Source organism: Cellulomonas sp. NPDC058312 (assembly GCF_042880135.1).
Lineage (GTDB): Bacteria > Actinomycetota > Actinomycetes > Actinomycetales > Cellulomonadaceae > Cellulomonas.
This window is the reverse complement of the sequence record NZ_JBHVZE010000002.1, coordinates 317603-343862: the sequence shown is the minus strand read 5'-3', so window position 1 is coordinate 343862 and position 26260 is coordinate 317603. Positions and strand designations below refer to the sequence as shown.

20 protein-coding genes are annotated in these 26260 nt (G+C 77.4%); 4 read left to right on the top strand and 16 right to left on the bottom strand.

Translation table 11 applies throughout. The features are described from left to right. Positions 1-3 precede the first annotated feature (3 nt). The 3 genes from ACFVXN_RS05865 to ACFVXN_RS05855 all read right to left on the bottom strand — a co-directional run bounded on the left by ACFVXN_RS05865 (position 4) and on the right by ACFVXN_RS05855 (position 4072). The gene (locus ACFVXN_RS05865; RefSeq protein WP_389228751.1) at positions 4-981 is read right to left on the bottom strand and encodes a hypothetical protein; all 978 of its coding nucleotides are present in this window, start codon (positions 979-981) and stop codon (positions 4-6) included. A 105-nt stretch (positions 982-1086) separates the two neighbouring features. After that, positions 1087-2244, bottom strand: coding sequence for a hypothetical protein (locus ACFVXN_RS05860; protein WP_389228748.1), 1158 nt, complete (start codon positions 2242-2244; stop codon positions 1087-1089). Beyond that, the gene (locus ACFVXN_RS05855) at positions 2186-4072 is read right to left on the bottom strand and encodes a glycosyltransferase (protein WP_389228745.1); all 1887 of its coding nucleotides are present in this window, start codon (positions 4070-4072) and stop codon (positions 2186-2188) included. The genes ACFVXN_RS05860 and ACFVXN_RS05855 overlap by 59 nt, the downstream gene beginning before the upstream one ends. A 144-nt stretch (positions 4073-4216) precedes the next feature. Between ACFVXN_RS05855 and ACFVXN_RS05850 the strand changes: the two genes are divergently transcribed. Further along, a complete protein-coding gene (locus tag ACFVXN_RS05850) occupies positions 4217-5506 on the top strand; it encodes an EAL domain-containing protein (RefSeq protein ID WP_389228742.1) in 1290 nt (429 codons plus the stop codon). Positions 5507-5524: 18 nt separating this feature from the next. Here the strand turns inward: ACFVXN_RS05850 and ACFVXN_RS05845 are convergent, their stop codons facing one another. The 3 genes from ACFVXN_RS05845 to ACFVXN_RS05835 all read right to left on the bottom strand — a co-directional run bounded on the left by ACFVXN_RS05845 (position 5525) and on the right by ACFVXN_RS05835 (position 8162). Continuing rightward, on the bottom strand, positions 5525-6370 hold the full coding sequence (locus tag ACFVXN_RS05845; RefSeq protein ID WP_389228739.1) for an aminotransferase class IV: 846 nt from the start codon (positions 6368-6370) through the stop codon (positions 5525-5527). 100 nt (positions 6371-6470) lie between these two features. Further along, positions 6471-7136 (bottom strand): ANTAR domain-containing protein, encoded by a 666-nt coding sequence (locus ACFVXN_RS05840; protein WP_389228736.1) that lies wholly within the window; start codon positions 7134-7136, stop codon positions 6471-6473. A 267-nt stretch (positions 7137-7403) separates the two neighbouring features. Next, entirely contained in the window at positions 7404-8162 is a 759-nt protein-coding gene (locus ACFVXN_RS05835) for an ANTAR domain-containing protein (RefSeq protein ID WP_389228733.1), read from the bottom strand. A 114-nt stretch (positions 8163-8276) separates the two neighbouring features. Between ACFVXN_RS05835 and ACFVXN_RS05830 the strand changes: the two genes are divergently transcribed. Next, on the top strand, positions 8277-8885 hold the full coding sequence (locus tag ACFVXN_RS05830) for a DinB family protein (protein ID WP_389228730.1): 609 nt from the start codon (positions 8277-8279) through the stop codon (positions 8883-8885). Positions 8886-8969: 84 nt separating this feature from the next. Here the strand turns inward: ACFVXN_RS05830 and ACFVXN_RS05825 are convergent, their stop codons facing one another. Then, on the bottom strand, positions 8970-10625 hold the full coding sequence (locus ACFVXN_RS05825; protein ID WP_389228727.1) for a diguanylate cyclase: 1656 nt from the start codon (positions 10623-10625) through the stop codon (positions 8970-8972). 154 nt (positions 10626-10779) lie between these two features. Here ACFVXN_RS05825 and ACFVXN_RS05820 point away from each other — a divergent pair, with 154 nt between their 5' ends. Continuing rightward, a complete protein-coding gene (locus tag ACFVXN_RS05820; RefSeq protein ID WP_389228724.1) occupies positions 10780-11673 on the top strand; it encodes a formate/nitrite transporter family protein in 894 nt (297 codons plus the stop codon). Here the strand turns inward: ACFVXN_RS05820 and ACFVXN_RS05815 are convergent. The 9 genes from ACFVXN_RS05815 to ACFVXN_RS05775 all read right to left on the bottom strand — a co-directional run bounded on the left by ACFVXN_RS05815 (position 11664) and on the right by ACFVXN_RS05775 (position 24098). Continuing rightward, positions 11664-12662 carry a D-alanyl-D-alanine carboxypeptidase family protein gene (locus ACFVXN_RS05815; RefSeq protein ID WP_389228722.1) on the bottom strand — a complete coding sequence of 333 codons (999 nt, stop codon included), beginning with the start codon at positions 12660-12662 and terminating at the stop codon, positions 11664-11666. The two genes, ACFVXN_RS05820 and ACFVXN_RS05815, sit on opposite strands and share 10 nt — an antisense overlap. Before the next feature lie 207 nt (positions 12663-12869). After that, on the bottom strand, positions 12870-13133 hold the full coding sequence (locus tag ACFVXN_RS05810) for a hypothetical protein (protein ID WP_389228719.1): 264 nt from the start codon (positions 13131-13133) through the stop codon (positions 12870-12872). Positions 13134-13263: 130 nt separating this feature from the next. Next, positions 13264-16041, bottom strand: a complete 2778-nt coding sequence (locus ACFVXN_RS05805) for a hypothetical protein (RefSeq protein ID WP_389228717.1) — start codon at positions 16039-16041, stop codon at positions 13264-13266. A 56-nt stretch (positions 16042-16097) separates the two neighbouring features. Beyond that, positions 16098-19457, bottom strand: coding sequence for a hypothetical protein (locus ACFVXN_RS05800; RefSeq protein WP_389228714.1), 3360 nt, complete (start codon positions 19455-19457; stop codon positions 16098-16100). Beyond that, positions 19454-20122, bottom strand: a complete 669-nt coding sequence (locus ACFVXN_RS05795; RefSeq protein ID WP_389230485.1) for an ABC transporter ATP-binding protein — start codon at positions 20120-20122, stop codon at positions 19454-19456. Before ACFVXN_RS05795 ends, ACFVXN_RS05800 begins: the two co-directional genes overlap by 4 nt. 44 nt (positions 20123-20166) lie before the next feature. After that, positions 20167-21153 (bottom strand): ABC transporter ATP-binding protein, encoded by a 987-nt coding sequence (locus ACFVXN_RS05790; RefSeq protein ID WP_389228711.1) that lies wholly within the window; start codon positions 21151-21153, stop codon positions 20167-20169. A gap of 117 nt (positions 21154-21270) precedes the next feature. Next, a complete protein-coding gene (locus ACFVXN_RS05785; protein ID WP_389228708.1) occupies positions 21271-21738 on the bottom strand; it encodes a hypothetical protein in 468 nt (155 codons plus the stop codon). 64 nt (positions 21739-21802) lie between these two features. After that, the gene (locus ACFVXN_RS05780) at positions 21803-23050 is read right to left on the bottom strand and encodes an amidohydrolase family protein (protein WP_389228705.1); all 1248 of its coding nucleotides are present in this window, start codon (positions 23048-23050) and stop codon (positions 21803-21805) included. Between the two features lie 4 nt (positions 23051-23054). Continuing rightward, complete coding sequence (locus ACFVXN_RS05775) at positions 23055-24098, bottom strand: LacI family DNA-binding transcriptional regulator (protein WP_389228702.1); 1044 nt, start codon at positions 24096-24098, stop codon at positions 23055-23057. 276 nt (positions 24099-24374) lie between these two features. Here ACFVXN_RS05775 and ACFVXN_RS05770 point away from each other — a divergent pair, with 276 nt between their 5' ends. After that, positions 24375-26222 (top strand): chorismate-binding protein, encoded by a 1848-nt coding sequence (locus tag ACFVXN_RS05770; protein ID WP_389228699.1) that lies wholly within the window; start codon positions 24375-24377, stop codon positions 26220-26222. Positions 26223-26260: the final 38 nt, after the last annotated feature.

The following is a 26260-nucleotide window of genomic DNA, read 5'->3' as shown; positions in this document are numbered from 1 at the left end:
CGTTCACTCGACGTACCCGCCGTCGACCCTGTGGTCGACGTTCCAGTCGGCGATCCGCTCGTTCGTCCACACCGAGATCTCCTGGTGCGGGGTGGCGATCGTGCCGAGCACGAACTCGTTGCTCAGGGTGGTGATGTCCCAGTAGGTGAAGCCCGCGAAAAGCGGGTTCGACCGCAGGTCGTCGGCGACCCGCTGCGCGAGGTCCTCGGTGAGCTCGGTGCCCGGCTCGGCGAGCATGAGGTGCACCCTCAGCTCGTGCCCCCGGCCCACGCCCGCGCTCTCGAGGATCTCGCGCCACTCGGCGTCCGTCCGGTTCCGGTCCTCCAGGTACGCCTCGTAGACGACGCGCTCGGACGCCTGGACGTCCGCGCCCTCGCCCAGCCGGCTGCGGTCGAAACCGAGGCTGATCACCGGATCGCGGCCGCTCCAGTACTCGACCATCCCGGGCGGTCGCGCCGTGAGCTCGGGGTAGGTGGCGCTCAGGTACGCGTTCATCTCGGCGACCCGCTCCCGGTGGGCCATGTGCATGACGCCCTCGGTCACCGCGGACTCGATCGCGAGCCAGCTCCGGTTGGTCGCGACCGCGGACTCGCCCAGCACGCTCCCGTCGGCCTCGAGCCCGACCAGCTCCGAGGCCGCCAGCACGGGTTCGTCGACGGTGCGCCAGGACACGTCGACCGAGCGGTACGGGTAGAACGCGTGGATCCCGACGATCCGCACGTCGCGGTCGAGGGTGCGCTCGACGACCGCCTCCACCGCGGCCGCGATCTCGTCGCGGTGCGCCAGCGCCTTGCGCTGCAGGCCCGGGTCGAACAGCGTCTCCGGCCGTTCGTACCCCAGGCGGTCCAGCTCCTCGGCGGTGACCAGCGCCCGCCCGTCCTGTCGAGTCAGCAGCGGCACGGCGGCGCATCCTCCCAGCGTGATGGCCAGCCCGGCGGCGCACACGAGCGCGCCCAGGCGGCCGGTCGGCGTTGTTCGCATCGCGCCGACGGTAACCACCAGAAAGCCCCCGCGAAAGTACCACGCATCACATTCAGGACCATTCCGGCACAATGCGTCCGGAATGAGCCGAAATGGTCCGAGTGGTCACCCCAGGCCGGTGACCGCCCGGACCCACTCCCCCAGCACCCCGCCGGAGGTCAGCACCACCGCCCAGCCGATCGCCAGCTGCACCGCGGCCGCCACCACGATCAGCACCTGCCGGCGCCGGCTGGGTGCCCGGGGCGCGATCAGCAGCACGTACATCGCGGTCAGCACGACGTACGTCTGCCCCGCGGCCTCGCGCAGACCGAGCCAGAGCGACAGGTACAGGCCCGCGAGGGCGATGCCGGGGGCGATCAGGGTCCACGGGTCGCGCACGGCCCGGACCGTGGAGCCGATGAGCACCAGCGGGGCGCTCAGCAGCGCGAGCGCGACGAGCCGGCCGGCGTCGGCGGCCGAGGCGCCGACCCCGCCGGGGAACCAGCCGCCGGCGGCGGCGTGCGCCATCCCGCCCAGCGGGTCGTCGGCGAACCACCAGGAGATGTAGAGCCAGAACAGCAGCGCGGCGACGGCGGGGAACAGCAGCACCGCGACCGTCGCGGTGTTCGCGCCGCTGCCCGAGCGCCCGGCCCGGCGGGTGAAGAACGGCGCGACCGCACCGAGCGTCAGCGCGTACAGCCAGGCGCCCGGGTCGACCATCACCGCGACGCCGAGCGCGAGACCGGCCCGGAACCCGGCCTCGGTGGACCGCCGCTCGACGAACGACGCGATCCCGTCGAGCGCGAGCACGAGCAGCGCGACGCCGAGCAGCGACTCGAGGTCGTTCGCGGCCAGGTAGTACAGGGGCGGGGTCAGGACCAGGATGCCGAGCACCGCACCGGTCGCCCACGCGCCGAAGCCCTCGCGCACCAGCACCGCCGCGAGCCGCTGCAGCGTGAAGCCGAGCACGACCGCCGCGACGAGGTTCAGCGCGAGCGCGCTCCCGCCGACCAGCGAGGACAGCGCGGCCGACAGCGGCGGGAACACGTCCGCCATCCACGAGGGGTCCGTGTCGCCCCAGCGGACCAGGTCGCCGCGCGCGGCGAGCGCCGAGTTCGCCGCGGGCTGCCAGGGCGAGTCCCGCGACAGCAGCGCCACCGCCACGAACGGCAGCGCGAACGCCGCCCGGACGCCCCAGCGGGCGGCCGGGTGCCGCGGCCAGTCGTCAGCCGCGGAGCGACGGGACGGCGTGCGGGGCAGCGCCGGAGACGCCGGTGAGGCCATGTGCGGTCTTCTCCCAGTAGTGCGGCTTGGTGATGAGCTGCCAGAGCCCCTTGTACGCGGCGACCGAGTGCAGCACCCAGTACGCCGGGTTCGCGATGCCCCAGATCACCAGGCGGTACCGGCGGCGCTTGAACGCGCCCATCATCGAGACGTAGATCATCAGGGCGCTGCCGACGCCGAGGTTGAACATCGACAGCCAGAGCACCCACCCGGGGAACAGGAACGCGAGCTGCTGGGGGTCCAGGAACAGCGACGCGAGGAACACCCCGTAGAGCAGGGGCACCGCGAGGAACGTCGCGGGCGTCCCGCCGACCAGGAACAGGAACGACAGCGTCTGGCGGAGCCCCGCGACCCGGACCAGCCGGAACGGGTTGCGCAGGTGCACGAGGGTGGTCTGCATGTAGCCCTTGATCCACCGCGACCGCTGGCGCACGAAGTTCGGGTACGAGGTGTTGGCCTCCTCGTACGTGGTCGAGTCGATCACGCCGACCCGCATCCCCTCGGCGGCGGCGCGGATGCCGAGGTCCGCGTCCTCGGTGACGTTGTACGGGTCCCAGCCACCGAGCCGGCGCAGGCCGCTGACCCGGAAGTGGTTCGACGTGCCGCCGAGCGGGATCGCCAGCCGGCCGTACTCCAGCCCGGGCAGCATGTAGTCGAACCAGAACGAGTACTCCAGCGTGAACATCCGGGTCAGCGGGTTCTCGTCCGCGTTGAAGTAGTTGAGCGCCGCCTGGACGCAGACCAGCTGCTCGCCGGCGTCCCGGAACGCCAGGACCGCCTTCTTCAGCTGGTCCGGCTCGGGCTTGTCCTCCGCGTCGAAGATGACCAGGAACTCCCCCGTGGCGAACTCCAGACCGACGTTGCACGCCTTCGGCTTGGTCTGCGGGGCGCCCGCCGGGACCGTGATGAACCGGAAGTGCGCGGGCGGGTTCGCGGCCTCCGCCGCGGCGCGCGTCTCGGTGTCGTCCTCCTCGACGAGGATCAGCACCTCCAGCAGGTGCGCCGGGTAGTCGAGCGCACCCAGGTTCCCGATCAGGTTGGCGACGATGTTCGCCTCCTTGTACACGGGCACGAGCACCGTGTACCGGGGCAGGTCGGTGTCGGCCAGCGCGGCGAGGGCCGCGGCGTCCGTGCGGGTCACGTGCTCCATCCGCGCGCCGCGCAGCGAGGCCCAGAACTTGAAGCCCGTGCCCACGAGGAACGCCAGGCCGACGACCACCGACAGCGTGACCACGACGGCCCGCGGGCTGGCCACGGCGGCGAGCGCGACCGCGATCACGGCCAGCACCAGCGCGACGCGCTGCCACGGCACGAGCACCTGCCGCGCGGAGTGCGCGGGCGAGCGGCCCCACAGGCCGAGGCTCGCCCGGTCGCGCAGGTCGCTGCCGTACCGGTCCAGCACGGCCTGCTGGAACTCCCAGCGGTCGGCGAGCACGAGGAACGGCTCCTCGCCGAGCGTCGCGGCGATCGACGCCCGCCGCTGGGGCGTCGGCTCGTCGGTGATCGCGACGACCAGCACGCCGTCCGCGCGCCGCTCCAGGGGGAGCCAGTGGTCGCCGAGCACCGTGCCGACGTCGACGCCGGGGGTGTCCAGCGCGTCGAGCGCGGCGGCGGTGCGACCGGGGACGGCGTAGGGGATCTCCCAGAGGTCGGCGAGCGCGCGGGTCAGCGACTCGGAGTCGATGGCGCCGATCGAGACCAGCACCTCGCCGATGTACGCGCCCGACTCCTGTGCGACCCGCGCGGCGGCGTCCAGGGTGGTCTTGCCCACGAGGCCGCGGTCGACCAGTTGGTCGCCGATGCGTCGGTCCTGCTGGTGGCGTGCCACGCCCGCTCCTGTCCCCCGGTGGTGTGCGTGTCACGCTACCCATCGACCGGCGGTCACGCGGTCGGAGGGTTCCGGCGTGGCGGCGTGGCGCACCCGACGCCCCAGGACCTTCAGGTCTGCGCCGTCGTGGCCGATGAGAGGGGCGTGACCCTTCTGTCCGCCGATCCGCTCCCCGACCGGGTCCCGGTGCCGGAGCTGCTGCGGACCGGCGCCGTGCACTGCGCCTACCAGCCCGTGGTGGAGCTCGCGACCGGCGCCGTGCTGGGCCGCGAGGCGCTGCTGCGCACCCCGCAGGGGTCCGGCTGGGGCTCGCCCCTGGACGTGCTCGACGCCGCCGAGGAGGCGGGGATGCTCGGCGAGCTCGAGCGCGCCGCGATGACCTACGCCCTGACGGACGCCGCCCGAGCGTCCGGCGGCGTCGCGCAGACCCTGTTCCTCAACATCGAGCCGCGCACGCTGTCGCGGCACCTGCCGCTCGTGCTCGAGACGCTGGCGCAGCGCGCCCCGCAGGTCCGCGTCGTCGTGGAGATCACCGAGCGCGCGCTCGCCCTCGACCCCGCCGGGATGCTCGACGCGGCCGCGCGGCTGCGGTCGGTCGGCTGCGCGATCGCCCTCGACGACGTCGGCGTGGTCCCCGAGTCGCTCGCGTTCATCCCCCTGCTCGCACCCGAGGTCATCAAGCTCGACCTGCAGCTGCTGCGGACCCTGGAGGACCCCGAGACGATCACCGTCGCGGGCGCGGTCCGGGCCCGTGCGGAGGCCACGGGCGCCCGGGTGGTCGCCGAGGGCATCGAGACCCGCGACGACCTGACCCGCGCGCTGGTGCTGGGGGCGGACCTCGGCCAGGGATGGTTCCTCGGCCGCCCGGCCCCGTCGCTGCCCGACGGCGAGCGGCACGCCGGCCGGATCCCCCGGCCGCACGCGCCCCTGGGAGGTCGGTCGACGCCGTTCGAGATCGTCGCGTCCCGGCGCGCCGTGCGCGTCGCGCCCAAGCAGCTGCTGCTCCCCCTGTCCCGGACGCTGGAGACCGCGGCGGTCACGCACCGCGTGCCCCCGCTGGTGCTCGGCGCGTTCCAGGACGAGCGGTTCTTCACCGGCCGGCCGGCACGCCGGTACGGCCGGCTCGCCCAGCAGCTGCCGTTCGTCGGCGCGCTCGGCACCGGGCGGCCGGAGGGCCTGCCCGCGGGCGTGCGCTGGGCCGCGATCGACCCCACCGAGCCCCTCGCGCGGGAGTGGATCGTGCTGGTGCTCGGCGCGCACGAGTCCGTCGCGCTCGTCGCCCGGGAGATCGGCGACGGCCGCTCGGGAGGACCCGGGAGCGCGGGCGACCCCGCGCGCACCTTCGAGTTCGCCGTCACCTACGACCACGGTCTGGTCGCCGAGGCGGCGCAGTCGCTGCTGCGGCGGTTCGGCGCGGAGGGCCGGGTCGGCTGAGGGCGTCCGCGACCCGCCTCAGGGGTCGTCGTGCTCGCGCTGCCGCTCCGCGAACACGCGGGCGACCTCCCGCGTCACCGGCCCGGGCGTGCCGGCGCCGAGCACGACGCCGTCCACCGCGACGACGGGCTGCACGTCCCGCGCGGTCGAGGTGAGGAACACCTCGTCGGACGTGGTGAGCGCGTCGTAGGGGAGGTCGACCTCGCGGCCCCCGGACCAGTCCAGCACCAGCGCGCGGGTGACCCCGGCGAGGCAGCCCGACGACAGCGGCGGGGTCAGCAGCTCGCCGTCCCGGACGACGAACACGTTCGTCCCCGTGCCCTCGCAGAGCAGCCCGCGCGTGTTGGCGAACACCGCCTCGCTCGCGCCCGCGGCGTGCGCCTGGGCGAGCGCCAGCACGTTCTCGCCGTAGGACGTCGTCTTCAGCCCGGTGAGGGCGCCGACGTCGTTGCGGCGGTACGGCACGGTGATGACCGAGGTCTGCGGGTCCGGGTCGTGGCCCGGTGTCAGGCCGAGCACGAGCGTCGGCGGGCCGTCGACGCGCCCGCTGCCCAGGAGCCCGGGGCCGCCGGTGAACGTGATCCGCAGGACGTCGAACCCGCTGGTCAGCAGCTCCCGGTTGGCGTCGACGACCTCGTGCGCGGCCCGGCGGACCGTCTCCGGATCGAAGCCGCGCAGCCCGATCCCCGCCGCCGAGCGTGCCATGCGGTCGACGTGCCGGGTCAGCGCGAAGATCCGGCCGTGGTCCACCTTGACGGCCTCGAAGACGCCGTCGCCGACCACGAACCCGTGGTCGCGTGCCGAGGTCGTCGCCTCGGCCTCGGGCACCAGCGTGCCGTTGACCCAGAAGACCGTCGAGGTCACGTCCACCGTCGCTCCCGTCCACGCCGCCGGCGCCCGGTGCGCCGTCGTCCGTCCGCGAGCGTACGCGCCGGGTGCGCCACCCGGCCCGCCGGGTGCGGGGTCAGGCCCGGCGGACCGGCAGCGCCCGGCCGTCGGCGGCCCGGCGCACGGCGTGCTGCACGACGGCCAGCGCGACGACCTCCAGGGGCCGGCCCTGGTCGGCGCTGAGCACCTGCAGGACCCGGCGGGCCGCGTCCTCGTCGCACCCGCGGGTCTCCATCAGCACGCCGACGGCGTGGTCCACGGTCGCGCGGTTGCGCCCGGCGACGCCGCCGGGGAGGGGCAGGCGGTCACGGGCCGGGATGGTGCTGTGCAGGTCGATCAGCGACGCGACCTGCTCGGCGAAGCCCTCGGTGCGCCGCACCACCTCGGGCCCGGCAGCGCCGGCGTCCTCGAGGTACAAGGTCAGCACCGCACCCCCGCCCCGGGCCAGCGCGGCCGGGACCGCCACGACGCAGCGGAACCCGTCGTCCAGCACGGGCCGCCACCAGGACGTGTCCCCGGCAGCGTCCCCGGGGTCGGTCGCGCGCAGGTCGGGCAGCACCACCGGCTCCCGCGAGTCGAGGACGGACCGCCACGGCCCGGACCCCGTCGCGGGCCCGCCGCCGACGACCCGGTCGCCCGAGCCCCCGACGAACCAGTCCGTCCCGCGCCGACGCGCGTGCACCGTGCCCTCGACGGCGCTGCCGGTGCGCCCGGCGACGATCTCCAGGAGGTCGTCGAGCACCGCGACCACGCTCCGAGCCGGTTCCGCGCCCGGCCACACCGCACACACCTCTGCCATCGTCCGCCCCCTGCGGCAGCGGGATGGGGGCCGGCCTCTTCGCCGAGGCGGCGCCGTGCGTGCGCTGCCGGCACGCACGGACATGGTGGCACGGCCCCCTCCCCTGTCAACCACGTGCGGCCCGGTCACGACCCGGCTGCCGCACCGGGGTCGCCCGGGCGGGTGACGGCGCGGCCGGCGCGGCGGGTACGGCTCACCCGGTCGCGGGGGTCACCGGCTCGGCGGCGCGGTCCCGTCCGGCTCCTCGTCCACGAGGTCGACCGAGCGCGCGAGGACCGCGGTCGCGAGGTCGACCACGCGCAGCCCCAGCGCCCACGCCCGGGCCCGGAGGAGCTCGGCGGCGTCGGCGGGCGGCAGGTGCGTCTGCGCGACCACCATGCCGACCGCGCGCCGCACGTGACCTGCGTCGTGGCCTCCGTCGCGGAGCGCGTCCGTCGCGCCCGCGTGCAGCGCCGGCGCCAGGGCGTCGGCGAGCACCTGCCCGTCGTGCACCACCTCGCCGCCCCGCGAGGACGGCAGCCCGTGCACGGTCAGGGCGCCCAGCGTGCCGGTGCCCGACCGGACCGGCCACGACCGCACCGCCACCGGTCCGGCCCCCGGCGCCGTCTCGACCACGATCTCGGCCGCGAGGACGCGGTACAGGGGCAGCGCGTCGGCGGGCCGTGCGTCGCGAGGTCCGTCCTCGGGCGACCCCGGCCCCAGCGGGACCTCGACCGACCGGCCCTCGCGGTACGCCCGCGCCCCGGGGCCGTCGCCCAGCATCTGCTCGAGCTCGCCGAGCCGCGCCGCCACCGGGTCGGTGGCGCAGGCCGGGGTGCCCCCGACGTCGCACGGGGCCGCCGTCAGCACGCCGCCGCGGGCGCCGAGCAGGTCGACCGCGCGGCCGCACGCCCGCTCGGCGGCCGGCGCCCCGGACGGGGTCGCGACCGCCCGCGCGAGCTCCTCCAGGAGGAGCAGCCGGTCCGTCACGGCGCCAGTGTGTGCCGGGGCGGCGGGGGGCGCACGTCGGGCCGGACGGGCTCCGCCGCCCGGGTGACGGGACCCGCCCGGTCGGGTGTCGGTGGTCACGGGCACACTGACCGAATGGACGAGAAGACGACCCTCCTGCGCTACCTCCGCGAGCAGCGCGACGGCCTGCTCGGCAAGCTCGACGGGCTCGGCGAGTACGACGCGCGCCGGCCGCTGACACCGACCGGCACGAACCTGGCGGGTCTCGTCAAGCACGTCGCGAGCGTGCAGCTCGACTACCTCGGGGTGGTGTTCGACCGGCCCTCGGGTCGCGCGCTGCCCTGGCTGGCCGACGACGCGGAGCCCGAGGCCGACCTGTGGGTGCCCGCGCACGAGACCCTGGCCGAGGTGCGGGAGCTGCACGCGTTCTCGGCCGCGCACGCCGACGCCACCGTGGAGGCGCTGCCGCTCGACGCGATCGGGCGGGTGCCGTGGTGGTCGGAGCGCAGCGCGACCGTGACGCTGCACCAGGTCCTGGTGCACCTCGTGGCGGAGACGGCGCGACACGCCGGGCACGCGGACATCCTCCGCGAGCTGCTCGACGACGCGCGCGACGGGGGCCCGACGGGCGGGTCGCTCGGCAACGGACCGCAGGACCCGAACGTGCCGGACCGGGACGCCGCGGCGTGGGCCGCCCACCGGGCCCGCGTCGAGGCGGGCGCCCGGGAGGCCGCCGGGGAGTGAGCCGCACCCCGCCGGGTACCGGTGCCTGACGCGACGGCGACGCCCGGCCCCGTCGACGGGGTCGGGCCGTCGGTACCGCCGCGGTCAGGCCACGGGCGGTCCGGAGAGGCACACCCGGTTACGGCCCTCGGCCTTGGCCCGGTACAGCGCGGCGTCGGCGCGGGCGAGCAGCTGGGCGACGGTCTCGTCCGCCTGCCGCACCGCGACGCCCATGCTCACGGTCAGCGTGGCGCCGGGCATCAGGTCGTCCCAGCGCAGCCCGGCCACGGTCGCGCGCAGCCGGTCGCAGACGTCGTGCGCCGGCGGCCCGCTGAGCCCGTCCAGCAGCACCGCGAACTCCTCGCCGCCGTACCGCGCGGCCAGGTCGTCGCGTCGCAGCGCGCGCTGCAGCACGTCGGCCACCCGCACCAGCACGGCGTCCCCCACCTGGTGGGACCACGTGTCGTTGACGCGCTTGAAGTGGTCGACGTCGACCAGCGCGACCGTGAACGCCGAGCGCTCCTGCGACCAGCGCTCGAGCTCGGTGTCGAGGGTGCGCCGGTTCGCGAGCCCGGTGAGGCCGTCGTGCGCGGCCTCGTGCGCGAGGCGCGCGTTGCTCTCCTCCAGCGCCTCGGACCGGCGGCGCTCCGCCTCGGCCTGGCGCTCGGCCTGCTCGACCTCCATCCGCGCGCCGAGCAGCGTGGCGCGGCGCTCGGCCTGCGCGTCGCCCATCCGCACGGTCAGCGCGTACAGCTCGCGCAGCTCGGCCAACGCCGCCGCCGTGTCGCCCAGGACCTCGTGCGCGTCGGACAGCACCCGCAGCAGCTCCATCCGCTCGGCGGGCCGGCTGACGGCGTCGCTGAGCGTCATGCCCGCGCGCGCCTCCGCGACCGCGTCCTCGAACCGCCCCGCCTCGGCGAGCAGCCCTGCGCGGATCCGGTGCAGCGTCAGCAGCTGGCCGGTCGACGGGAACCGGCGGAGCATCGACTCCGCGGCGTCGAGCACGGCCGCCGCCGAGACCGCGTCCCCCGCGAGCAGGTGCGCGGTCGCCACCGTGAGCCGGGCGTCCACGCCGGTGCGGCTCAGCCCGGCGGCGTCCGCCTCGTCGACGGCCTCCAGCGCGAGCGCGAGCGCACGCCGCGCGGAGGCGCGCGCACCGCGGGGGTTGTCCTGCGCCAGCCGGCGGCTCGCCTCCACGAACGTGCGCGCGAGGTTGGCGAGCGCGATCGAGGCACGGTCCGGGTCGCCCGCGGCCAGCCACAGCCGGCGGGCCTGGGTCAGGACGCCCGCGGCCTGCGGGGCGAAGTGCGGCATCGACGTGTAGACCGAGCCGAGGATCGTCAGGACGTCCGCCGTGCCCTCGGTGTCGTCGGCCTCGCGCCGCAGCTCCGCGGCACGGGTCAGCAGGTCGACGGCGTCCTCGAGCTGGCCGAGGTCGTGGTGCACGACGCCCTGGCGCGCCAGGGCCCGCGACTCCCACACCAGGGCGCCTCGCTCGCGCGCCAGGTGCTCGGCGCGGACCGCGTGCGCCAGGGCACGGCTGTCCTCCCCCAGCGCGTGGTGGGCGACCGCCGCGTGGTAGCGCAGACGCATCTCGGCGCCACCGGCCCGCTGGGCGGTCGCCGCGGGCAGCAGCTGCTCGGCGCGGCGCGCGCAGGCCGCCGCGTCGGAGTCGGCCAGGAGGGCGAGCTCGTCGACCGCCGTGTCCCAGTCCGTGAGGGGCGCGGTGGTCCCCGTCACCTCGGTGAGTGTCGCCGTCATGGTCCTTCGTCCTGCCCGCGGTCCGTCGCGGGTCACCCTGTGCATCGGGCCGCCCACCTGCGGCGATGAGGGTCCCGGGACCGCTTCACCCGGACCCGCGCGCGGTTCACCCGCAGTGACGGCGATCGCGCCCGACCTGTGGCACGGTGTGCGCGTGAGCATCGCCGACCCGCAGTCCCTGTTCCCGGGCAAGCAGTTCATCAGCACCGCCCTGGAGGCCCTCGAGACCAAGACGGCGATGTCCGGCGGGCTCGCGCGGCGCTACCTGCAGCGGGCGGCGATGGCGGGTGTCCTGATCGGCCTCATGTACGCCACGTACTACGCCGTGATCGCGGCGTTCGACGCCGTGCCGGCGGGCGACGCGACGCTGCGACCGGTCGGTCGGCTGGTCGGTGCGGTGGTGTTCGGCTGGGCGCTGGTGTTCATCTACTACTCGCGGTCCGAGCTGCTGACCTCGAACATGATGATCGTCTCGATCGGTGCCTACCACCGGCGCACCTCGTGGCTCCGCGCGCTGCGGATGCTCGGGCTGTGCTACCTGGGCAACCTGGTCGGCGGGCTGTTCGTCGCGGTGCTGCTGCGGTTCTCCACCCTGGCCGACGGCGGACCGGAGCAGCAGATGGTCGACTCGGTCGCGCACAAGCTCGCCTACGTCACCGACGGGCCGGCCGGCTGGGTGGACCTGCTGCTGCGCGCGGTGCTCTGCAACTTCTGCATCAACATCGCGATGCTGCTCGTCTACAACGGCCTCATCAAGAGCGACCTGACCAAGTGCCTGGTGATGATCACGGCGGTGTTCATCTTCGCGTTCCTCGGCCTGGAGCACTCGGTCGCGAACACCGTCCTGTTCTCGATCGTCGGCCTCCGCGAGGGCATCGACCTCGCGGCCGCGGCCGGCAACGTCGGGCTGGCGCTGGTCGGCAACTTCATCGGCGGCGGGCTGCTGATCGGCCTCTACTACGCCTACGTCAACGACGACAGCCAGTGGCTGCGCCAGCAGGCCGACGCCGCCGGGTCGGCGACGCCGCCCGCCCCGCCTCAGCGGTAGTCCGGGCCCCCGGGGACGCCGAACAGCTCCTCCAGCGTCGTGACCCCGCGCCGCTGCATCTCCGCGACCAGGTCGGTCCCCACGTACCGCAGGTGCCAGCCCTCGGGCGCGTAGCCGGTGACGGCCTGGTTCCCCGCGGTGTACCGGACCACGAAGCCGAACTCCGCCGCCCGTGCCGCGACCCAGGTGCCCTCGGGCGTCGCGTCGAAGCAGGACTGGAAGTCGCACTCCGGCCGGCTGCCGCTGCCGACGTCGACGGCGAGCCCGGTCTGGTGCTCGCTGTGCCCGGGCCGCGCGGACACCTCGTCGACGCGCTGCGGGCCGACCCGGGACGCCCAGTCGGCGTGCACCTGCTGCTGGTAGGCGGCGGACCGGAACCCGCTGCGCAGCTCGAGCCGCACCCCCTCGGCCGCGGCGGCCGCGAGCATGCGGGTCAGCGGGTCCTGGAGCGCGGCGCGGACCTCGTAGCCGCCGACGACCACCAGGTCGGTCGGGGCGAAGTCCGCGGGCGCGAGCGGCAGCGCCTTGTTCACGACCACCCACGGGCTGGCCGGGTCCGTGGTGGCGTACCGGGCGAGGTCGAGGCCCGCGGCCGCGGGAGGCAACGGCACCCGGAGCGGTGCGGTCGGGGCCGGCGCGGACGGCGCGGACGGTCCGGCCAGCAGGTCCCCGGCGCGGTCCGCGGGGCCCGTCGGCACGGTCGGGGCGGGCGTGGTCGGCGGTGCGGTGCGCCCCGCCGTCGGGACGGCGCGGGGACGCGGCGACGGGTCGGCGGGGGCGTCGGCTGCGACCTGCGGCGGCTCGGGTGCCGACGACGGCACGTCGTGCAGCAGGAGACCGACGGTGAGCGAGCCGACCGCGACCGTGGAGAGCACCTGCACCGTGCGGGCCCCGGTCCACCGGGTCCGCGGCGCGGCGGAGCGCTCGTCCGCGGGCGCGACGCGTCCGCCCGTCGAGGTGCGACGGGCGCGCGGGGGGCGGGAGGTCACGCCGGTGCTCCAGGGGATGTCGGACGGGGGTCGTCACCCAGTGTGGGGTGCGTCGACGCCGCGCGACAGTCCAGCGGCTGATCCGGGTCCGACGAGCGTTGAGTGGTCGCCCGCGGCCGACTGGGTGGCCGTGGCGGCGCGGCTTGCGTGGTCGGCCCCGGCGGGACTAGGTGGTGGACCGGCTCCCTCGCTCCGCGCTGCCGGCCGTCACACGCGCAGGTCGCGGTCCAGCGCGCCCAGGGCGGACGCGCGTCGGCCGTGGTCCAGGGCGAGGCCGCCGTCGGCGGTGCGCCGCACCGAGCCGGCCGCGACGAGCTCGGCGACCGCGTCGACGCCCTGGTGACGGTCCACCCACGTCCGGGCGTCCGCGGCGCTCATCGCCCCCGGCAGCAGGGCGGCCAGCAGGCGGGCCTTGGTCAGGGGCGGTGCGGTGCCGGTGAGGACGGCGGACTGGCCGACGGCGGTGGGCATGGGTGTCTCCCCGGGTTGCTGGGTCGCCCGGGCCGTGGGGTGGCCGCGGGTCGCGACCAGCCTGGGCGGCGCGGGGACCTGAGTACCGCCGTCGCCCCGACCGGGTCCGGACTGCGTAGGTGGTCCTCGGTCAGTCGGCGGCGCGCAGCACGTCCCCGAGCCGGTGCGTGCCGCCGCGCCCCTGCTCGAGCAGCACCACCGCCGCCGCGGTGACGGCCGCCACCAGCACGGGGACGGCACCGGCCGCCCACGCCACGTCCGCCCAGCGGATCCCGGCCCCGCCGACCAGCGGGCCGAGGACCACCGCCGAGACGATGGAGCCCGTCGCCGCGCCCGCCGCCGTCGCGACGACGGCGCCCGGTGCCAGCTCGGCGGCCGCGACCCGCCACGCCTCGGCATCGCCCAGCCCGACCGTGCGCAGCGTGTCGAGCGCCCGGCGGCGCGCCGGACCACCGCGCGCGGCCCCGACCAGGACCGTGAGCGCGACCAGGATGCTCAGGAGGCCGGCGCTCGCCCAGCCCGCGGCGGCGCGCGCCCGCGGCAGCACCTCGGCGCGCAGCTCGGCGAGGACCACCGCGCGCTCGGTCACGGCGAGCGCGCCGCCGTCGGACGCCGCCGGGCTGCCCGGCCCCGCCGTGCTGGCGGGCTCCGCCGGGCTGCCGTCGGACGTCGGATCGCCGCCGCGGGCCGCGACCGCTGCAGCCGACCCGGGCCCGACCAGCCAGGCGACGCCCTGGGCGCGGTCCACCTGCGGGGTGCCGGCGCGGACCTCGGCAGCAGGAATGAGCAGCACCGGGGCGTCCCCGCCTGCACCGGCAACGGCACCGGCGAACGGCACCTCGGTGGCCGCGACGGCCCGGGTCGACCCGTCGACCTGCACCTCCACCTCCCCCGCCGCCGCCGGCGCCGCCCGGCCCGCCGCTGCGGTCAGCGCACGGAGCGCCGCGGGGTCGCCGACCAGGACCCGCGCGTCGGTGCGCCCGTCGGCGGTGCGGACCCGCACCCCGTCCAGCCGCTCGGCCGTCACCACCAGGTCGACCCCGGGCTGCTCCGCCCACCCCGCGGCGAGCGTGGACAGGTCGGCGGCCGGTCCGGTCACCCGCACGTCGCCTCCGACCTCGTCCCAGGACGCGGCGACCCGGTCCCGGTCGACCGCGAGAGCGGCCGAGACGCTGACCACCAGCAGCGCGGCGGCGGTCCCGAGCGCCAGCAGCGGCAGCGCCGCCAGCCCGTCCGACCTGGCCCGCGCCAGCGCGAGCACCGGCACCGCGCGCCGGGACCGCTCGACCACGGGCGCGAGCCGACGCAGGACCACCGGCAGCAGGCGCGCGACCACGGCCGCACCGACCGCGGCGAGCGCCGCGGGAGCGGTGGCACCGAGCGCGTCCGGTCCGCCGCTGGTCCCCCGGGTCCCGCCGTGCAGGGTCACGACCGCGGCCCCGGCGAGCGCGACCAGGGCGAGCTCGACGGCGGTGCGCCGACCCGCGGCACCGGCCGTCCCGCCGTGCGGGGTGCCCGGGGGGTCGGCGACCCGGCGCGCGGTCAGCAAAGCAGCCCCGGGCAGCGCCAGCAGCGCCACCACCGCGGCAGGCAGCACGAGGGGCCCCGGCGGTGGTCCGGGCAGGACCGCCGCCGCGACCGCCAGCCCGGCACCGACGCCGACCACGACCACCACCAGCGCCTCGACGCCCTGCTCGACGCCGAGCGCCAGGAGCCGGGCGCCGCGGGTCCGGCGTGCGGCGAGCTCGCCCGTGCGGCGGAGCGCGAGCAGCCCGGCGGTGAGCAGCAGGAGCAGCACGCCGACGGCGACCACCCCGAGGACGAGGGCCCCGGCCTGCGCGCGCGCCCGCTCGACGTCGTCGAGGGCGCCGCCGAGCGTCGTGCCCAGGCCGGTGTGCACCGACACACCGGACGCCGCCGGGCCGAGCACGGAGGGCGACGCCCGGACCGCCGGCAGCTCGTCCAGCACGACCCGCGCGGCGCCCGCACCGAGACCCGGCGCCGGCGACAGCCGCACGGTGCGGGTGACCTGGCGCGGGTCGACCGCCTCGAGCAGGTCGGGCAGCGCCGCGTCGGACAGCACCGCGGCCGCCTCCGTCGTCGTCGCGGGCCCCGAGGTGGTGACCCGCGCGACCACGGCCTCGTCGAGCACGTCCCACGCCCGGGGCCGCTCCGGGGCGAACACCCCCGTGACGAGCAGCGTGACCCCGCCGCCCTCGGACGACTCGGTCGTCAGGGTCGAACCGACCCGCGCGCCCAGCGCCTCGGCGACGTCACGCGCCAGTCCGACCTGCACGGGTGCCGCTGCGGTGCCGGGGCCGGAGCCGGCCGCGGTGCCCGCGTCGGTGCCCGCCGCCGCTGCGTCCGCGCCGGCCGCCGCTGCACCCGTGCCCGCCGCGGCTGCACCGGTGCCCGCCGCGGCGGGGGCCTGCCCCGCCGTCCACGTCACGCCCGTGCCGTCGCCGTGCAGCCACGCGAGCCGGACGGTCGTCTCCCCCGCGGTGGGCGTGGCCGCGGCGCCGCCGGGGTCCGTGGTCGCCCGCAGCGCGAGCGGTCCCGAGGTCACGAGCGTCACCGGCGGTGCGAGCACGTCGCCGATCCGGGCGCCCAGACCCGTCGCGAGGGCGTCGGCGGCGTCGAGGGCGTGCGCGGCCGCCTCCGGGTCGGCGGCCTGCCCGGTCTGCGCGTACCCCACGGCGGCGGTGAGCACGACGTCCGCCGAGTCCCCGGCGCGCGCGAGCGCGTCCGCGACGGCGTCGTCCGCGACCCGTGCCACCGCCCGCGGCCCGGCGGAGGCCAGTGCGGTCACGAGGGCCAGCAGCAGCACGACGAGCAGCAGCGGACCCGCCTGCGCCCGTGCGCGCCGCGGCAGCGTCCGCAGGTCCAGGCCCAGCGCCCCCGGACGCACGACGTCCCGGCTCCGCCTGCCGACGCGACGGCGCGTGCTGTCGCGGTGCCGGGCGGTCACTCGGCGTCCCCCAGCCGCAGGTGCGCGGCGGTCGCGCGCCGCACCAGTCCGCGCAAGACGGGCACGACCACGACCGTCGACCCGAGCAGGACGACCGCGAGCAGCGTCGCCTCGGCGCCCCACGGCCACACGGCGAGCGCCCGCGGCACCGCGACCGCGCCGGACTCGGACACCGTGAGCGCCGGGGTGAGCACGCGGGCGACCACCGCCCCGACCGCCGTCCCCGCGGCGACCGCGAGCAGGTCGACGGCGACGTGCTGCGTCAGGTGGGTGGCCGCCACCGACCGCGGGGACGCACCGAGCGCGAGCAGCCGCGCGACTTCCTGACCCCGGTCGTCGGCGGTCTGCGCGCCGTGCAGCGCGGAGCCGACCAGCGCGAGCGCGACGGCCCCGACGACCAGCAGACCCAGCGCCGCCAGGACCCCGACGCGCAGGGGTCCGTCGCGCAGCGCCGTCGCCACCTCGGTCCGGACCGTGACGTCCGCGCCCGCCGCACGCAGCGGCGCAGCCCCGTCGGACGAGCCGAGCCACCAGCCGTCGACGAGCGTCGCCGTCTCCCCCGCGGCCAGCGCCGCGCGTGACAGCGCGTCGAGGTCGACCAGCACCGCGGGACCGTCCGGCGCGCCGGGGACGTACGGGAGCACGCCGACGACCCGGGCCGGGACCGTCGTCCGGCCGACGAGGACGTCGAGGTCGTCCCCGGTGGTGAGCCGCGCGTCGGCGGCCAGGCCGGCGCCCACCGCGACCGGCAGCACCTCCGGCACCGCGAACCCCGCGAGCAGCACGTCCGCGGGTCGCAGCGTGAGGTAGGGGACGTCCACCTCCGCGGTCAGGAGCAGCCCGACGCCACCGTCGGCCCCCGCCGGGTCGGGTACCAGCGTCGGGTCCAGCACCGTCGCGGGCTCCCCCGTGGGGGGTGCCGGCACCGCCGCGGTCCAGGCGGCGGCGTCCGCGGCGTCCGCCCCGTCCGCACCCGCCCCCGTCCGCTCGGCATCCGGGGCCGACCAGCCCACCGACACCGCGACGTCCGCGGTCCGCCCGGCGTCGAGCCCGGCGAGGTCGGGAGACGCCAGCGTGACCAGCACCGCCACCACCCGCGCGGGGCCCGCGGTGCCGCCCGGGACGGCCGCCCGGACGTCGTGGGCCGCCCCGTCGAGCGGCACCTCGTCCGCGGGTGCGGCGACCCGGGCGCCGTGGCCGTCGTCGAGCACGAGGGTCGCGGTCGCGTGCAGGGCCACGGGCGCGTCGGTGCTGCCGGAGACCCGCAGCGCGACGCCCCCGTCGTCCTCGATCCGGGCGGGCAGCACCGGCGGGTCGGCGGCGTCGGGCGCCAGGGCCGTCAAGGGGGCCGCCCAGTCCGCGCCGCCGGGCAGGAGGTCGGCGGTGAGCGCCGCGCGGGTGTCGACACCCACGAGCCGGATGGCGTCCTCGCCGGTGACGAGCGTGCCCAGCCCGGTGACCCGGTCGGTGACGGGCAGCGCTGCCGGGTCGGCGGCGCGGACGGCGGCACCCTGGCCGAGGAGCTGCCCGGGCACGTCGACCGCCGTCGCGGCGGCCGGCACCCGCGCCGCGGCCTGCGCACCGGCCGACCGGTCCCAGGTGGCGGCCCACGCCACGCCCGAGGTCGCGGTGGCCGTGGCCAGCACGAGCAGCAGCAGCGCCGTCGCCGAGCGGGGCCGGCGTGCGGCCTCCAGCGCGGCCAGCGGCAGCACGAACCCGCGGGACCGGGCCGCCCACCGCTCGCCGGCACGGGCGGCCGGGGGCACGAGGCGCAGCGCCAGGACCGACCCGGCGACCAGGGCCAGGACCGGCGCGAGCACCCGGACCGGGTCGCCGCCGGCGACCCCCGCGACCGCGCCGAGCCCCGCCACCGGTCCGGTCCCGTCGCCGGACCGCAGGCGCAGGACCGCGAGGACGGCCAGCACCACCAGCAGGACGTCGGCTCCGGACCGCGCGAGCCGCCGTCCGGCGCGCGCACGTGCCCGCCGGCCGCCCGGGGGTCGCGGCGCGGGCAGCAGCAGCGCGAGGACGAGCACCGCCGCGCCCGCGCCCACCACCGCCGGCAGCGCGGACCCCGCGTCGCCCGGCCCCACGGGCCGCAGCCCGGCGGCAGCGAGGGCGGGCACCCGCACCACCAGCCCGTACCCGACGGTCGCGACGGGCACGGCGAGCACCGCGGCGAGCACCGCGAGGACGACCGCCTCCACGCCCTGCTGGCCGAGCAGCTGCCGGGTGCTCGCCCCGCGGTCGCGCAGCAGGTCGCGCTCCGCCGACCTGCGGGTCGCCACCAGCCGGCCGGCGAGCAGCAGCGCCGCGCCGGCGAGCGCCAGCCCCACCAGCCCGCCGACCACGACGACCGACCCGGTCACCTCGTGCTGGCGGAGCGCCCCCGACAGGGTGTCGGGGAGCGCGGACCGGACGACGACGCGGTCGGCTCGGTCGCCCAGGTCGCGGACCAGCTGGGCCCGCAGCCCCGGGACCGCCCGGGCCACCGCGGTGAGGTCGTCCGGCCGCGCGTCCGCCGCGTCCGGGCGGACGAGCACCGCCACCGCGCCGGCACCCGTCGCCGTCGACGGCGCGCCCGGAGCGAGCACGAACGGCCCGTACGCCGGCGAGCGCTGCCGACCGGACGTGCCGGGCCGGTCGTGGTCGAGGTCGACGCCCGCGCCGCGGAGGCGGTCCCGGTCCCAGACCGCGCCGTCGGTGCCCGGAAGCGGGGACCACGCCCCCACCACCCGGACCGCGGTGACCGGGTCGGCGCCGGGTGGGCCGTCCGCGGTGGCACCGAGGTCGAGCACGTCGCCGACGGCCAGCCCGAGCGCGTCCGCGGCCGCGAGCGGTACCGCCACCTCCACGGCCCCCGCGTCCCCACCGGCAGCGTCCTCGGCGACCCCGCCGGCCACGGCCCCCGTCGCGGGCCAGCGCCCCGTGACCAAGCGACCGGCCTGCGCGACGTCCGGCGCGTCGACCAGGTACGCGAAGGACCCCGTCGTCCCGCCCGCGCCCACGCCCGCCGGCAGCCGGAGCAGCGGCGACTCGACCCAGGTGGTGGTGCGCACCGGCAGCGGGGTCGCCGCGGCCTCGACGGCACCGGCCACGGCAGCGGCGAGCGGCGCCGGGTCCGCCGCGCCGTCCGCGGGCACCACCCGCGCCACCACCTGGCTCCGGGCGGGGTCGACGTCGCCGAGCGCGGTGCTCAGGGCGTCCTGGCGCCCGGCGGTGAGCAGCAGCGTCCCCGTGCCGAGCACGGCGAGCGCGACCAGCGCGGTCGCGAGCACGGCGAGCAGCAGCGGCGCCTGCGTGCGGGCACGCCGGAGCACGAGGCCCGGCGCGGCGGCCGCCCACCCGGCCGTCATGCGGGCTGCACGTGCCCGTCGACCAGCCGGACCGCCCGGTCGGCGAGGCCGATCATCACCGGGTCGTGCGTGGAGACGACGGCGGCCATGCCCTCCGCCTCCACGACCGCCCGGATCAGCGCCATCACCGCGAGCCCGGTCTCGGTGTCGAGCTGACCCGTCGGCTCGTCCGCGATCAGCAGCCGCGGCGACCCGGCCAGCGCGCGGGCGATCGCGATCCGCTGCTGCTGGCCGCCGGAGAGCTCGTCGGGCCGCAGCGCGGCGTGGCCCTCCAACCCGACCAGGCGCAGCAGCAGCGCGACGCGGCGCTCGCGGTCGGCGACGGGCAGGGCGCGCAGCCGCAGCGGGACGGCGACGTTCTCCGCGGCGCTGAGCACCGGCACCAGCCCGAACGTCTGGAACACGAACGCGACGACGTCCCGGCGCAGCCGCACCTGGCCCGCGCGGTCCAGGGTGGCGACGTCCGTGCCGTCGACGTGCACGGTGCCCTCGTCGGGCCGGTCCAGCCCGCCCACGAGGTTGAGCAGGGTCGTCTTGCCCGACCCCGACCGCCCCACCAGCGCCACGAGCTCACCGGGGGCCACGTCCAGGTCGATGCCGCGCAGCGCGTGCACGGCGGCGCGACCGCTGCCGTAGGTCCGGCGCACTCCCCGGACGCGGACCATCGGGGTCGTCGCTGCAGGTGCCGGAGGCGTCGTCGCGCCGGTGCTCACGCGGCACCGTGGCGACGGCGGCGCCGCTCGGGGGCGGGGGCCGTGCCGGTGTCGGCCCGTGTGGTGTCCGGTCGCACCGCGACGTGGTCGTCCTCCAGCGCGAGCCGCACCCGGCGGGTCAGGTCGAGGGCCTCCCGGTACTCGCGCGGGACCTGCACGCGCCCGGCGCGGTCCATCACGGCGTACTCCTCGGCGACGAACCCGTGCGCCCCGTCCGTGCCCACGTGCGCCCGCCGCAGCACCTCCGTGCTCGTCCGGCCGTCGCGGATCGCGACGGTCCGCTCGACCTGCCCGCTCACCGCGGGGTCGTGCGTGACGACGACGACCGTGGTGCCGGCCTCGCGCTGCGCCGCGCGCAGCGCCTCGAACACCTGCTGACCGGTGGTGGTGTCGAGCTCGCCGGTGGGCTCGTCGGCGAGCAGCACCTGCGGGCCGTTGGCCAGCGCGACGGCGATCGCGACCCGCTGCTGCTCGCCGCCCGACAGCCCGGCGGGTCGGCGGTCGCGCGCGTCGGCGAGGCCGACCAGCTCCAGCAGCTCGTCGACCCGGGTCCGGGCGGTGCGGTGCGGGCGGCCGGCGAGGGTCAGCGGCAGCGCGACGTTCTGCCGCGCGGTGAGGTACGGCACGAGGTTGCGGGCGGTCTGCTGCCGGACCGTGCCGACGACCGTCCGGCGGTACGTCACGCGGTCGCGCGCGCTGAGCGCCCCGAGGTCCCACCGTCCGACCCGCACGGTGCCCGCACTGGGCGCGTCCGCGGCGGACAGGATCCGCAGCAGCGTCGACTTCCCGGAGCCGGACGCCCCGACGACCGCGATCATCTCCCCGCGCCCGACCAGCAGGTCCAGCCCCTGGAGGGCCTGCACCTCGACGCCCCCGGTCCGGAAGATCCGCACGACCGCGTCGCAGACCACCAGCGCCTCCCGGCCGAACTCCTCGGGCGCGGCGAGGCGCGCACCGAGCTCGTCCACGACGGTGTGCTGCACGGCGGCCTCTCCTTCGGGTGCGACGCGTGCGGATGCTATCCCGCGGACGACCTGGCGGGGCAGCCCCGGACGGGCGCGTCACCCGCGCGCAGCACGCCGCCCCGCACCACCCGCCGGTCAGGCCTCCGGCCGCGCCTCGTGCCCGGGCCGCCCCTGCGTCCGGTTGCGCTCCTTCAGCTGGGACTCGTAGACGTGCCGACGCCCGTCGAGCAGCCGGTCACGGGTGCGGCGCTCGGCGTCGGCGAACGTCCGGTAGTACCCGTCGTCGAAGTCCTCGACGACCTGGAACGTCCACCGGCCCGCCAGGACGTTGCGGCCGACGACCTCGGCGCGCAGCTCGTCGGCGATCTGCGGGTGGCCGGCGGCGGCGAGCCGGTCGAGGGCCTCGGCGAGCTCGGCGTCGGCACGGCCGATGAGCCGGTGGAACGCGTAGAGCATCCCGCGCGCGTGCTCGACCACCTCGAACGCCGCGGTGACGCCGCCGACGGCCTCGACCACGTCGTCGGGCACGCCGGCAGGCGGCAGGTGAGCGGGGTCGGGGTGCTCGGCGTCGCCGCCGGCGACGTCCTCGTGCGCGCGGGTCATGCCGCCATCCTCACCACGCCGGGTGCCCGGGCGCACGCCGGGCGTCCGGGCACCCGGCGTGCGCTCAGGCCCGCTCGGCCAGCACCCGCCCGCCGCCGAGCACGAGCTCGCGGGGCGGGGTCCGCACCAGCGCGTCGAGCGGGTTCTCCGCGTCGAGCAGCACCAGGTCCGCGCGCGCACCCACGACGAGGTCGTGCCCGTCCCGGCCGACCGCCCACGCGCCGTCGGTCGTCGCGAGCCGCACCACCCGCAGCAGGTCCTCGTCCCGCACCAGGCTCGAGGCGCGGGCGAGCTGCCACGCGATGCCGAGGGTGTCGCCGGTGCCGTAGGGGCTCCACAGGTCCCGGATGCCGTCGGTGCCGAGCCCGAGGCGGACGCCGGCCGCGGCCAGCTCGGCGACGGGCAGCTGCGGCAGGCGCAGGGGCGCGACCGTCGTCATCGCGATCCCGAGCGCGCCCATCCGCGCCAGCAGGTCCGCGCGCTGCGCGTCGGGCAGCTGCGCGACGGCGAAGCCGTGCGCGATGGTGACGCGGCCCTGCAGCCCGAGCCGCTCCGTGCGGTCGGCGACCAGCTCGATCTGGAAGGCGCCGAGCTCCGCGGGGTCGTGCAGGTGCAGGTCGACGCCCACGCCGTGCTCGGCGGCCAGGGCCAGGACGGCGTCGACCTGGCCGACGGGGTCGCGGTCGATGGACGCCGGGTCGAGCCCGCCGACGTGCTCGGCACCCGCACGGGCGGCCGCGTGCAGCAGGTCCAGCACGCCGGGCCGGCGCAGCACGCCGTCCTGCGGGAACGCGACGACCTCGACGTGCAGCGCGCCGTCGTACGCCGCGGCGGCCTCGCGCACCGCCTCGATGCCGCGCAGGCCCACGCCCAGGTCGACGTCCACGTGGCTGCGGACGGCCGTCGTGCCGTGTCGCACCAGCTCCGCCAGCACCGCCGCGGTCGTGCGCGCGCCGGGGATGCCGAGCTCGTCGCGCCGCGCGCGCTCGTGCCGGATCCGGCCGTCCGTGCCGCCCTCGCCGCCGTAGGACTGCCACGGCAGCCCCCACCACGACTTGTCGACGTGCGCGTGGGCGTTGACGATCCCCGGCAGCGCGAGCAGGCCCCGGCCGTCCACCACGTCGCCGTCCACCCGCCCGCCGTCGACCTCGGCCGCACCGGCGGGCGACGGGCCGGCCGGCGTGATCGCGGTGATGACCCCGCCGTCGAGGTGCAGGTCCACGGGGGCGCCGCCCCACGGTCGCACGTCGCGGACCAGCCGGACGGTGCGCAGCGAGGGGGTCGGGGGTGCGTCGAGCGCGTCGGTGCTCATCGCCTCATCCTGCCCGCGGCGGCGCGAGGGTCGTGCCCGGGACCACGGGGCACTCGACCAGCGTGCGCAGCCCGTCCTCCGGGGGCGGGTCGCCGTGCAGGATCCGCGCGAGCAGCAGGACCGCCTGCCGGCCGATCTCGCCGCGCGGCGGGTCGAGCCGGGTCAGGTCCACCAGCGCCGCGTCGGCGCGCGCGGGCGGGAGCAGCGAGACGACGCTCAGGTCCTCGGGGACCCGCAGCCCCGCGTCGCGCGCCCGCAGCACCAGCGCGGTCGCCAGGGCGGCGTCCTCGACGACGAGCAGCGTCGGGTCGTCGGCGGCCCGCACCGCCGCCCACGCGGCCTCGGCGTCCTCCGGGCCCGCGGGCACGACCACGGGATCCACACCGGCCGCCGCGAACGCCTGACCGGCCCCGGCGAACCGGTCGCGCACCGACTCGCCCTCCCGGGGCAGGTGCAGGTGCACGACCCGCCGGTGCCCGAGGTCGAGCGCCTGCGCCACCACCCGACGCGCGCCGCCGGCGTAGTCGACGCCGACCGACGGGATGCCGGGCGTGTCCCGACGACCGACGGCGACGACCCGGAACCCGCCCGTGACCAGCCGCTCGAGCTCGCCCGCGTCCATCTCGACGCCGAGCAGCAGCACCCCGTCCGCCAGCCGCAGCCGGCTGCCCTCGTGGAAGATCTTCCGGCGCCCGTCGGTGACCGGCGCGCTGGTGAACATCAGCAGGTCGCAGCCGACCTCCTCGGCCGCCTGCTCGATGCCGGTCAGCAGCGGTCCGTAGTACTCCTGGATCCGGGACGGGAACGCCGGCTCGTAGGTGAACACCCCGATGATCCGGTTGTCCATGCCCGCCAGCCGCCGGGCGGACGGGTCGGCGACGTACTGCGTCTCCTCGATCACCCGCAGCACGCGGGCGCGGGTCTCCTCCGGGATCCGGGTCTCACCGGCGCCGCCGTGGTTGAGCACGAGGGAGACGGTCGCCTGGCTCACCCCCGCGAGCTCCGCGATCTGGCGCTGGGTGACGCGTCCGCCGCTGCTGCGAGCCATCTGTGCTCCTCGGGTGCTGCCGGCCGCTCCCGCGACGGCACTGGGACGCTAATGCGTAGCACCGCACGCGGCAAGGCACCACGCCGCCCCCTGGCTCGTCGCCGTGCGCCCGGTGCTGCTGTGCGCCCGGTGCTACGGTGTGCGCCATGTTCGCGTCGCAGACCTCCTGGTGGCCCGCCTCCTAGGCGGACCTCGACGCGTCGACGACCGCCCGGACCGGCGGTCGTGCCAGCAGTGGCGGGCGGGCGCCGATCCCCGACCCGATCGGCTGCCCGCATGACCACCGCTCCCCTGCTCCGCACCCTCCTGACCGAGGACGCACCCCCGTTCGTCGTGCTCCGGCGCGGCGACGCCCCCGTGCTCGACGTGCTCGTCGGGGACGTCCTCGACGTCGACCGCCTCGCGGACATCCCCCTCGACGGCGCGACCGTCCTCGCCCTGGTCCCGTTCCGCCAGGTGCGCGAGCGCGGGTTCGTGGCGCACGACGACGGCGCCCCGCTGCGCTGCCTCGTCGTCCGCGACCGCGAGCAGGTGCCGCTGGCCGACGCCCTCGCGCTGCTGCCCCCCGAGCCCGTCGCGATCGACCCCGTCGGGTTCGACGTGCCCGACGAGGCCTACGGCGCGCAGGTCCGCGCCGTGATCGACGACGAGATCGGGCGCGGGGAGGGCGCGAACTTCGTCATCCGGCGCGACTTCGTGGCCCGCACCGACGCCGCGCCCGGCACGGCCGTGCTGTCGTGGCTGCGGGCGCTGGTCGAGCGCGAGCAGGGCGCGTACTGGACGTTCGCGCTGCGCACCCCCGGGCTCGCGGCGGCGGGGGCCACCCCCGAGCGGCACGTGTCCGTCTCCGGCGGCGTCGCCCGGATGAACCCGATCAGCGGGACGTTCCGGCACGGCGCCGACGCCCCCACCGGCGCGGAGCTGCTGGCGTTCCTCGCCGACGCCAAGGAGAGCGACGAGCTGTTCATGGTCGTCGACGAGGAGATGAAGATGATGAGCGCCGTCTGCCCCGACGGCGGTCGCATCCTCGGGCCGTACCTGAAGCAGATGTCCCGGCTCACGCACACGGAGTACGTGCTGGAGGGGCGCACCGACCTCGACGTGCGCGAGGTGCTGCGGCTGACGATGTTCGCCCCGACGGTGACGGGCTCGCCGATGGGCAACGCCTGCACGGTCATCGCCCGGCACGAGACGACGCCGCGCGGGTACTACTCCGGGGTGCTCGCGCTGTTCGAGCCCGACGCCGTGGGCGGGTACGCGCTCGACGCGCCGATCCTGATCCGCACCGCGTACCTCGACGACGCCGGCCGGGTCACCGTTCCGGTCGGCGCGACGCTGGTCCGGCACTCGTCGGCCGCGGGCGAGGTCGCCGAGACGCACGCCAAGGCCGCCGGGGTGCTCACCGCTATCGGCGCCGTCCCCCGCCCGACCGCCGGGCCCGCCCCTGTGCTCGCCGACGAGCCCGGCGTCGCCGCCGCGCTGGCGTCGCGCAACGACCGGCTCGCGACGTTCTGGCTCCGACCCCAGGCCGCCGAGCCCGAGCCCGGCCTCGCGGGGCGCACCGCCCTGGTCGTGGACGCCGAGGACCAGTTCACGACGATGCTCGCCCACCAGCTGCGGCACCTCGGCCTCGACGCCCGCGTCGTGCCCTGGGACGCCGTGCCCGACGACCCCGACGCGGACCTGCTCGTGCTCGGCCCCGGGCCGGGTGACGCCCGCCGCCTGGACGACCCCCGCGTCGCGCGCCTGCACGCGCTGCTGGCCGCGCGGCTGCGCACCGGGCTGCCGCTGCTCGCCGTCTGCCTCAGCCACCAAGTGCTCGCGTTGCAGGCCGGGCTGCCGGTCGCGCCGCTGGAGTCCCCGCGCCAGGGCGTGCGGCTCGAGGTGGACGTCCTCGGCGAGCCCGCGGCGATCGGGTTCTACAATACGTTCGCCGCGCGGGTGGCGCCGGGGACGACGCGGACGCCGCTGCTCGACCTCGAGGTCGGCGCCGACCCGGCCACGGGCGTGGTGCACGCGCTGCGCGGCCGGGCGGTCGCGTCGGTCCAGGGCCACCTGGAGAGCGTCCTGTCCGCCGACGGCCTCCCCACCCTGCGCCGCCTCACCTGCCACCTCCTCCCCTGACACCCCGGGGCCCCGCTCCCCTCCCGTCCACGCCCCTC